The organism is Undibacterium sp. CY21W (genome assembly GCF_014284265.1).
GTDB classification, from domain to species: domain Bacteria; phylum Pseudomonadota; class Gammaproteobacteria; order Burkholderiales; family Burkholderiaceae_D; genus Undibacterium; species Undibacterium aquatile.
Window position 1 is genome coordinate 508,182 of record NZ_JACOGE010000003.1, and the last position, 9,690, is coordinate 517,871.

General features: G+C 43.9%; 7 protein-coding genes. 2 read left to right on the forward strand and 5 right to left on the reverse strand.

Features of this window, described 5'->3' with window-relative positions; all coding sequences use genetic code 11:
* The first annotated feature begins 4 nt into the window (after positions 1-4).
* Positions 5-865, forward strand: a complete 861-nt coding sequence (locus H8K29_RS10255) for a polysaccharide deacetylase family protein (protein WP_186897494.1) — start codon at positions 5-7, stop codon at positions 863-865.
* A 594-nt stretch (positions 866-1,459) separates the two neighbouring features.
* On the opposite strand, the gene H8K29_RS18200 is transcribed toward H8K29_RS10255, so the two are convergent.
* Together H8K29_RS18200 and H8K29_RS10265 are read right to left on the reverse strand one after the other, a co-directional pair.
* Entirely contained in the window at positions 1,460-1,606 is a 147-nt protein-coding gene (locus H8K29_RS18200) for an Arm DNA-binding domain-containing protein (protein WP_370527166.1), read from the reverse strand.
* A gap of 513 nt (positions 1,607-2,119) precedes the next feature.
* Positions 2,120-4,306, reverse strand: coding sequence for a DUF262 domain-containing protein (locus H8K29_RS10265; protein ID WP_186897496.1), 2,187 nt, complete (start codon positions 4,304-4,306; stop codon positions 2,120-2,122).
* 477 nt (positions 4,307-4,783) lie between these two features.
* On the opposite strand from H8K29_RS10265, the gene H8K29_RS10270 reads away from it, so the two are divergent.
* A complete protein-coding gene (locus tag H8K29_RS10270) occupies positions 4,784-5,182 on the forward strand; it encodes a hypothetical protein (protein ID WP_186897497.1) in 399 nt (132 codons plus the stop codon).
* A 227-nt stretch (positions 5,183-5,409) separates the two neighbouring features.
* Here H8K29_RS10270 and H8K29_RS10275 read toward each other — a convergent pair whose 3' ends face one another.
* From H8K29_RS10275 to H8K29_RS10285, 3 genes are all read right to left on the reverse strand, one after another.
* On the reverse strand, positions 5,410-6,417 hold the full coding sequence (locus H8K29_RS10275; RefSeq protein WP_186897498.1) for a DUF3883 domain-containing protein: 1,008 nt from the start codon (positions 6,415-6,417) through the stop codon (positions 5,410-5,412).
* A 145-nt stretch (positions 6,418-6,562) separates the two neighbouring features.
* On the reverse strand, positions 6,563-8,473 hold the full coding sequence (locus H8K29_RS10280; RefSeq protein ID WP_186897499.1) for a lipopolysaccharide assembly protein LapB: 1,911 nt from the start codon (positions 8,471-8,473) through the stop codon (positions 6,563-6,565).
* Between the two features lie 218 nt (positions 8,474-8,691).
* Positions 8,692-9,474, reverse strand: a complete 783-nt coding sequence (locus H8K29_RS10285; RefSeq protein ID WP_186897500.1) for a hypothetical protein — start codon at positions 9,472-9,474, stop codon at positions 8,692-8,694.
* Positions 9,475-9,690: the final 216 nt, after the last annotated feature.

The following is a 9,690-nucleotide window of genomic DNA, read 5'->3' on the forward strand; positions in this document are numbered from 1 at the left end:
ATACATGCCAACTCCACACACCTTTTGGCCCGATAACATCCGGCTAGTAATTTCCGTCTCCATGCAGTTCGAAGCAGGCGCCCAAAGCGAACACAACAATGGCTCACCGTTCCCAGCCATGGAGCAAAGCCTGCCAGATCTACCCGCACGGACATGGTTCGACTACGGCATCTATGAAGGTATCCCGCGCCTGCTCAACTTATGGGACAAACACAACATTAAAGTCACCTCGCACATGGTGGGTGAAGCGGTGCGAAAACATCCTGAACTAGCGCACGAAATCGTCGCCCGCGGCCACGAAGCGGCCGCACACGGGCAAACCTGGACTCCACATTGGACAATGGACCAAGCGACCGAACGTGCTTCCTACGAAGCCAATATTGCTGCCATTGAAGCCGCCACTGGCACACGTCCTACTGGCTTCAATGCGTTTTGGCTACGCGGCACCCCAAACACGCTGAGCATCCTTGCCTCACTCGGCTTTCGCTACCACATCGATGATCTGTCGCGAGACGAACCTATGCGCACCCAGATCAATGGTCTACCCTTCGCCATCGTACCCTACACACTGCGCATGAACGATATTGCTCGCTTCGGCGCTGAGGGCCCGCTCACCGCTGCTGCATTCGGGCAAGAGCTCCGTGATGAGTTCGACCAGCTCTACTCAGAATCTGCCAGCCGGCGTCGGATGATGTCGATATCCACCCACGACCGCATCGCCGGCACGCCAGGCCGCGTCAAAGCTCTGGACGACTTCATCACCTACGTCAAGAGCCATCCTGGAGTCGTCTTTCTGCGCAAGGACCAAATTGCCGACCTCGCTCTCACCTTGCCCAACGTACCAGAACGTGTCTATCGCGGTTAAGTCGTCTACTGTTTAAAGGTGTTCGTGCAAAATAAGGCGCAGCGGCAACTTCGCGCTGCGCACGTTAACAAGGTCTGCATAAAATCACGATAAATAACATACAGCCCAGCTGCGTTGATGCTGAAACTGGCCTTTCCCGACGTCACAGATACTTCCGCCAGGCGCACTTTAGATTTTCAAACTGAACTAGGCTGAGATAGCCCACGGTGGAATGTCGCCGAGTGGATAGTAAACCTTTCTACTTATTCGACCTATTGGCTATCAATGGATCTCCAGCCACTAGTGCGGGAAACAGTAAAGCTACGGACGCAGGAGTCGTTAGTTGAGGTGTGAAGGCGATGGAGAGGCTGCTCAATGAGCATCGATTTTTTGCTTTCGGTGTTGTTGCGAGTACGCGATCGAGTGCATCATTCGCACGGCCAGCGGCATCTTATCGATCGCCAGATCACCAACTTTAGAAATAAATTGCTCAAGCGATGTGACGGTCTGATGCTGACGTTTTGGATTGGAGAGCGAAGGAACCTTCTTTTCAAGCCACTCCTGGGCAACCTCGCGAAATGTCGGCGCCATCTTTACGCGCTCAACCGGGGCTTTTTAACGCTCAAGATTTTTCAGGCGGGCATCAGCAAGAGAAAGATCGGGATATTTCCCATACGTGATCGTCGTGCGCCGGCCATCAACATTACCATCGCACTTCCATGATTTTGATCCGGCGACAGAGATATAGATATATAGAGATATAACCCCTCGATGTCGCGAATTTTATAGGGCTTGTCCTTGGGTTTTGCAGCGTCAATCTGCTTTGCTGTCAGTGCCATGGCAAAAGTAGGTAACTTTTTTAAGTTACCTACTTTTTACCTACTCCCTACCTTTTACATAGCTTTACGTCAGTTTGCGAAACATAACGCTAAGAGGTTGATTACACAAAGAAAAAGGGGTGAAATCCTACTTGATTTCACCCCTTTTTACATGTTTTTTGGCGGAAGCTGTGAGAGGTTATTTTACAAAATAAAAACGTTTAAAATCAATGACTTACAACATATCAAAACTTGCCTTTGTACCGACTTTTTGTACCATTTTTTGTACTGTACGCTTTGTTTGGTCAACGTGTCAACAGCAACTTGGCACAGGTTTCGGGTTTTGGTTTTCTCATTACGCAAATCAACCGTCATGAAGCAGGTGAAGCGCAGCCGTCATTGGATATCTTGAAAAAGATTGCTGTGGCAAGCGGGCTTCGCACTGGTGCTAATTTTATTATATTGTGGTTGTTTCACTTATAACCCAATCCTCAAATCCGAGCTTATTGAAATAGTATTCATATAAATACAGAACTCGGGATTCAACTGCATACTGAAATGCAAGCAAACGTTGATCATTCCACTCCCACTGCTGATTTCCAGGATTCTGTTCACAGTTTGCAGGTGAAGCAAGTATCCAGTTTATAAATTCAAGCTCATTTTCCAAATTTAATGCATAGTCAATCCAGTTTACCTTTTCATCACAAAATTCTGCTTCAAGAGGTTTATCTCCACGGCTTCGGTTTTTTGAACTACTAGTAATTCGATAGTTACCTATTGAATTGCCGAGTGCACGTCGATGCCATAGATTTTCAAATATCGCTTTATTCCCTTTATCTTTTATCTCCTCCCTGTTTAGCCCAGCAAGTGAAGACCAATTCGATTGTGGCACTAGGTGATCAAAATCATATGGGACATTATCGTCATCCTGCCCAGCCGTTGGTTGAAAATCATTTGCAAATTCAGCATTTATGAAGTGACGTTGAAACCAAAGCAACAATCCTTTTCTTGTCGTGAAATTTGCATATAAAGAAGCACCTCTATCTCCAAAGTAATATTTTTCACGTTCTAATTTACTTTGAAATTGATTTATATTTAATTCTTTTTCAACAGGGTTAATTAATGGATAAAAAATAGGTAAATCCCGACTTTCACAACGTTCAGTCAGCTCTTTATATAAAACTTTACCAGGAAAAAGTTTTTCTATATTCACAATTTCCGCAATTTTCGCTATTGCCAACCTACTGGCTTTTTTTAAAGATTCGGCGCCTTGATGGCAAACGAAGGAAAATAAGATGAAACGCAAAATTTCATTTCTGGACTCATCCAATCTAAAATTTTTTTCTTTATTGATGATGATCCAATATAAAACAACTTGTAATGTTGAATTATCTAAATAGGGAAACATTGCAACTGGAATACCATATTGATTGTTATCACTATATTTAATTAAATCGATAAGCTGTTCAAACGCCCAGACAAGATCCCCTTTTTCTCCAAGCATCTCTGCCAATTTTCCATAGCCATCCTCAAGTAAACCACCAAGTTGCTTATGAAATGTTTTAGCATTTAATTCAGGATCATTGCTACCTGGACTACCAACTTGTAACGCTGCCAATCTAAATGCCGTCATGACGAAATCAGTAGGCTTCATCAGAGCACCTACCTTTTGTTGCAGTGCGTAAACAACATTATGTGCCTCCGGCCAACTCTGTTTTATCATTGAAAACAATAAATCGTCGGGACTTAATCGAGTTCCTCCTGAAGAAATTCGATCAAACAACATCGTTAAATAATCATGACTAGGATCCTCAATATTTTCTTGAACATCAATATCCGGTATCTTGATAAAGGCAAGCCATTGACTCTTTAGCTTGATTAATGCTGACCTAAATTTTTTAACACGAACATAAATTTCTTCGTTAGATTCTTTTTCGTAATTCTGACATTCTTGAATAGCCTTCATGTTTTCAATCGGCTGACCATTCGCCTCAATCTCTTGCCACAAACTCTTTATCTCAAAGATAAATTCTTGTTTTTTTCCATTAGTTTTCCATGGCCTCGTTTTTTCATCTTTGAAAATTTCAGAATTTGATTTTTTTTCATTACTTTCCTCCCCGCAATTCCACTTGTCGCGCGCTTTACGTCGCTCTTCTGCAGAAAAACGACTACCGTCCGGATTGAAACCAAATGGTTGAGCTGCCGTAGTTACTCGTAATTGAAATAAAGAGCCATTTTTTCCCGCCTCGCTGAAATCAACCCAAAGTTTGTGCTCTGCCCCTTCGGTACCAGGAAAACCGAGCAGCATCGCTAAGGTACGTTGCTGACCATCCATTAAATGAAAACTAGGCTTTATATTTATCTCGATTTTTCGTTTAGAAGGGTCTATACCAGACGCTGGTTTATTTGCCTTTTCTGCTTTTAACAGGATACTGCCAATAGGCATTCCTCTTAATATTGAATCCCATAAATCTTGAATCTGTTTTGCTTTCCAGACAAACCCACGCTGTATGGGGGGCATCGCTAAGACGCATGCATAACTTTGGAGATTTGCAGCCCAGTGTAGGTACTCATCAATACGAAGAGCGTCAACTGTTTTATTGCCAGAGAATAATTTGGCAATTTTTTCATCGTGTAACATCATTGCACGTCCTTCGTTTCTAGGTACGAGACCAACTAATTTAAGAAAAAAAAAGATAACTTATATTTCCCTCGATCACTTTAAGATCGTAAGTCAAAAATGAATTTATTGCTGAAATAGAAATTAAAGGCAGAAACCATAACTAATTCTCGGTAACAAACTTACATCAAAAAAAAACAAGTTACTGGCGAATGTATTCTTCAAGATCATCGGTGTAAAGATATTGGGTCGTGCGATACAGATCTGACTTTTATCGTCACTACTATCGATGAAGGAAATATCCACTGACTATTTTTCAGTAACGCCAAACAGATATAAAGCAATATTTTGAATATTACATGCGACGTTATTTGTCGCAGCATTGAGCGACAATGATTCAAATTTGGGAGGAAATGCGAATACTCGATTAAAAATGTGAGGCTCTTAATCAGGATAAGTTGTAATTTCTATTTGCATTTTTCCTAGCTCAAGGTGATACCAATGAATCCACAATTAAGTAATTTATTGTTCAAGCGCTATCCGAGCATTTTTAGGCTGCACACTTCGCCTGACTCGCGGATGTCCGAAGGTCTTGCGTGTGGAGATGGATGGTTTGATTTGATTGACGGGCTTTGTGAAGCGCTTCAGCTTGACATCGAAAACAATGGATCGCCACAAATTTCGGTGAGGCAAGTAAAAGAAAAGTTAGGAACGTTAAGGTTTTACGTGGGTAAAGTCTCTGAAAATCAGCGAGGTAAAATTTTACTTGCGGAATCATTATCAAGCCGAATCTGTGACATTTGTGGTCGGCCTGGAGTGACAAGAAATATTGATAACATTATTGCTACACGCTGTGCTGAACATCTGCAGTATGTTCAATGTAGCCGTTTGCGATTGTAGAACAATTATTGGGATGAGATTTTACAGCTGGAGGCGTCAATCGAGTAAGGTAGCCAAGGCTTGAATATTGACACAGCAAAGATTTCAGATTTAATTTCCATATTAGTGTTTTTTAATTTGACTGAAAAATTTAAAAGCAACGTCTTTGGCAATCCAACCCTAACTAACCTTACAATCTTCGAGCTCGTCTATGGCCCCATACTGTCAAAAGGTGATCTTTTTTGTAATTATGTACTATGTGGGATAGGAACAAATGTTCCCATAAAAACATAGGGTTCGAGATCAAAGGTACGTGTCAGTTCAGCAGCGTTATATTCAGCTATGACAGGGTTTGCGCTCAGCGCTGCAGTTACCATAACTAGGCGCCAATTGGGGTTTGATTGCAGACCTTTTACATGTTCATTTCGTGTTAAATAAAACTTCGGTGAAGTACTGGCAGTGCCTTTAACCTCCACATGAAATTCTAATTTTCCTTTTTTAAAAATGAAATCATAACCACAGGGAAGATTAGTTACCCGCTCGTGCACAAATCCTTTCTTTTTGTAATATTCGATTACCGCTTTCTCCGCTGCTATTTCGACCTTTTTCCGATGCTCCGGCGTACCAAACCCTTTAAATGGATCAGTTGCGTCTAACTCTGGATCGGGTAACTTATTTTCATCCGGATTTTTTATTGCAAAAGGAAGAAGAGCTTTCAAACGCTCCTCTAAAAGTTTGAGTACCCGCTTCTTAGATTCATTGACATTTACGTTTGGCCCTTCGAGGAATGAATATTTTCCTTGTCTGATAGAACTATCTGAAAAGGGCATGGTACGATCTTCAGGTGAAATAAAATATGCGGTTTTGCTAGAAATGCAATATGACCAATCGTAAGCTGGGTGTATGGTATCTCCTCGCTTCTTGATAGTGCCGTGCGGCGGCTCATTCCATTTTCCGTGCAGAGTGGCATCTTCATACCATCCGACGACGTGGACGCCAGTATGTTTTGGGTTCTTTGCAAGACAGATTACTGTCCAGCCATGGGGATCCTCGTGTGAGGGTGCATACTGCCCTTTTTGAGGTGGAACGTAACAATAATATTGTCCATCAGGTCCTGGATTGAAGTTGAACGCCTCATGTCCACGCCTCTCGCTACCTTTTTCTTTATTATCGTGCAACCATGCAAAATTACCATCAACCGAACCACCGCGGTAATATTCTGACCACCCGAATTTAACCCATAAAACTTTCTTCATAACCATGATTCCTTTTGCATATGCACCAATGTGCATGTTTAAATTATGGGCTATCCCGATTACAAGGGATATTGGAGATTTTCTTCAACCAAAATCGACTACCCGTTCGTGAGCCTAGTCGTAAAGGCACCTTGAGCTATACCACTCATAACGCCAATGCCTCATCAAATATTTCCTGCACCACCCTTTGTACAGGTGCCGCTAATGGATGCTCTTTCTGCAGTAAGGCCACACGCTCGGAAAACTCTGGAAGAATGTCTGGTCGGGCTCGCTTCATCGCCCGGAGAGTTTGCGCAAAGAGTAGTCGCGTATTAACACTGGTCGGCGCATCAAGACATTGAAGCAAATTACCTTCCAGGATTTCGCGTTCGCCGTTAAGAAACCTGCTATCGACTTTGTCTATGCTGCTACACCTTACAGCCAGAAGCTGCTCGAGGCGCAGCAGGTATGCTGGAAAGTAGTTGGATTCAGTGAGTATGTATTTATTGGTCGCAGCATGTATCTCAATACCGGCTTTGGTATTTAGCAACTCCAGCAGCTTGTCTGCGAGACACCGCACAGCTCGCGATGGATCAGCCAAAGAAAAGGATTCAAAAACTCGACCAATGCATTGACCATCCTTTGTGCACAACAGGCGTAGGTCTACGACCCACTCGTCGGTCGTGGTATTGAGATGTGTGACGACTAAATAGTCGGCTTTTTGTTCGCAATTCTGGGTCATCGTCACCGCCGCAGCATCTTCCCATGCCTCACCACCAAGAACAAAACCGCCATTTGGAACGGTGACCCAAGGTATCAATGTTTGAGAGCGTGCGTGAGAGCGAAATTCAATTTGTTCGGCCAAAAACAATGGTAGAGCGCGGCTCATGCGCCCAGGCGGGTCGGCTAGTTGTTGCTCGACATGGTCAGGGGCACGAGCAACTTCGGCAGTGCTGCCGAGAAAGGACACCACTGGACTATCGACAGCCTTTGCGGGAAATAAACTTCCAGCCGGAGAGTCGTAATTCAACCAGACAGGACCGGCATCAACCATTAGACCAATCTCTATTTTTTCTTCCTTAACGTTGTTAGCGTTGACCTTTGCGACTTTCGTCCTTGCGATTTCTGTGTCCCAGAAACCAAGGGCATCTTTCCAGTCGGGACGTTTCAAAATGTATAGTTGGTCTAGAATCTTTCGAGCATCCTCTAGTTGACCTACAGTGACATGGGCCTTAATAAGATTATTGCCCACTTCGATACCATGCACAGCTGGCTCGAATGCGGGTTCAACCAGTTCAAATATCTGGGATAGATGACCAGCGTTGCCGAGGTCACCACTTATCATCACCAGCATATCCGTCGGAGCGGGTTTACCGGCGCGTGCAAGACATTCGCGATAGAGAGTTTGCGCTGCACCCAAATGCTGCGAGCGTAATTCGCCTCGCGCTAACCAGAGTTGCGCACGCCAACTACTCGGTATTGACGCGATACGGCGTAGTGCGTCAATACCAGCTGTTTCGCCACCTTTTTCGCGATGAATCACTTCGTACCAACCAAGACCGTTGTCCTGGTTAGGGTCCAGTTCCAGCGCATGCCATAGTGTTGCAAGCGCCTTCTCTTCGTCTCCACGTTCAGCATAAACCTTGGCAAGATTAGTAAAGACGATCCCACTCTCCCCGTTTCTGGAAATGTATTGTTGCAAAACTCGTTCAGAATCGTCCAGGCGCCCAATCTTGAGGTAAACAATAGCGAGCAATACAACACTGCGCTCGGCATCTCGTTCCAATTCGAGCAATCGTTCAGCAGGCTTGATCATTTCTTCAAAAAATTTATCATGCAGCGACTGCATGATAAACCCAGCAAGTTTATCGGCGTCGTCCCAGTGCTTTTCAATTGCGCCTAATAGGACGTTGTCATGCCACTGCTGCCGCGTGATGAACATCTCGCGATCATAAGCGTCGTATACTCGAATCAGGTTCGGGTCGTCAGCGGGGGTTGTTGTTGGCGGCTCCGATATATTGGAAGCTCTGGATTTCAGAACCTTGTTGCCGCCAAAAAGTTTTTTCAGAATGTTCATACCACGATTACCTAGTTAAATTCTTAGAACTGCCACGGAAGTTGCTCATCAAATATTACTTCGGCATCGTGCCATGAATTGATTAGCAAAACAACATTGAACTGGACGTGGCAATCCACCGTTGGCCGATTTACGTCGGCAGATGCTGCGAGCTATTCTTCTGCGTTTTCCGCACCACAGGCGTAATGTAAGATTTCATTTTAAAGTGACGCCCAACATCACAGAAATGCAAATGCACTCTGGAAGCACGCGTGCATATTGCGGGACATAGTTTTTTTTGCGCTGGGCCGCGAAACTAACTCCAGTGAATTCATCTTCCTATGCCCAAGTTCCTCTCCTCCACTGTCACCATCTTTCTTGATAGATTTTCGCAGAACACAACCACGCGGCGTCCAGACATAAGGGGAGCTGAAAATTTCTCCTGTCGATGGGTTGACGTAACCGCCACCTGAGCAAGGAACAGCGTACTTTCCCTCTGGTAATAGCTTGATCAACCATTGTGGCAACTTCGCTCTTGCTACCGCTATTTTTCCCACTTCATCGAGCCCGTCACTTCCAAAAGATCTGGCTCCGTTTGGTAATTTTTCTAAACAATCAAACTTCGAGATATAGCGCCCCCATCCAATGGGGCTTTTACAGCTTTCGATCCACGTACCCCCCCATTTCCACCACTTCGACAATCTCTCTTTCTCCAACTTGAAATAACGTGGAAGCCACAAAATAAGGTGATAGTGCAAATGGCTTGCAGACTCCAAAGTCCATAAATAAGGCAAACTGCATCCATAGTTTTTAAGAATTCGACGCAAATTATTTATAAATGCAGTGATATTCTTCGTTGAGTATTCGTTTCTATCTGAGTAAGTCAACGTTACTGCGACAGCTTTCAAATGATTAAGCTTCGCATATCGACTTTGTTCTGTGATGGTAGATCGAGATTTCTTTTTGTTTTTATTTATCTTCTTCCGTATTTCAATCTTTTTTGCTGCACTTGTTTCGATCATTCTACAAGTTCAGAATGCCGGGCAACAGATGCCGGCGTAGTCATAAATTCTTGAGATAACATTTGCACACCTTTTTTGTGTGTGCCGCGTCAGCGTTAGCTTATCAACGATGCCCTCTGTACTGCTTACTGCAAAAAATATCTGTCCTCTGCTTGCTGAGCGGCACTTTTCATCATTTTTATGCCATCACTTACTTTTGAGTAAGCAAGACGACAC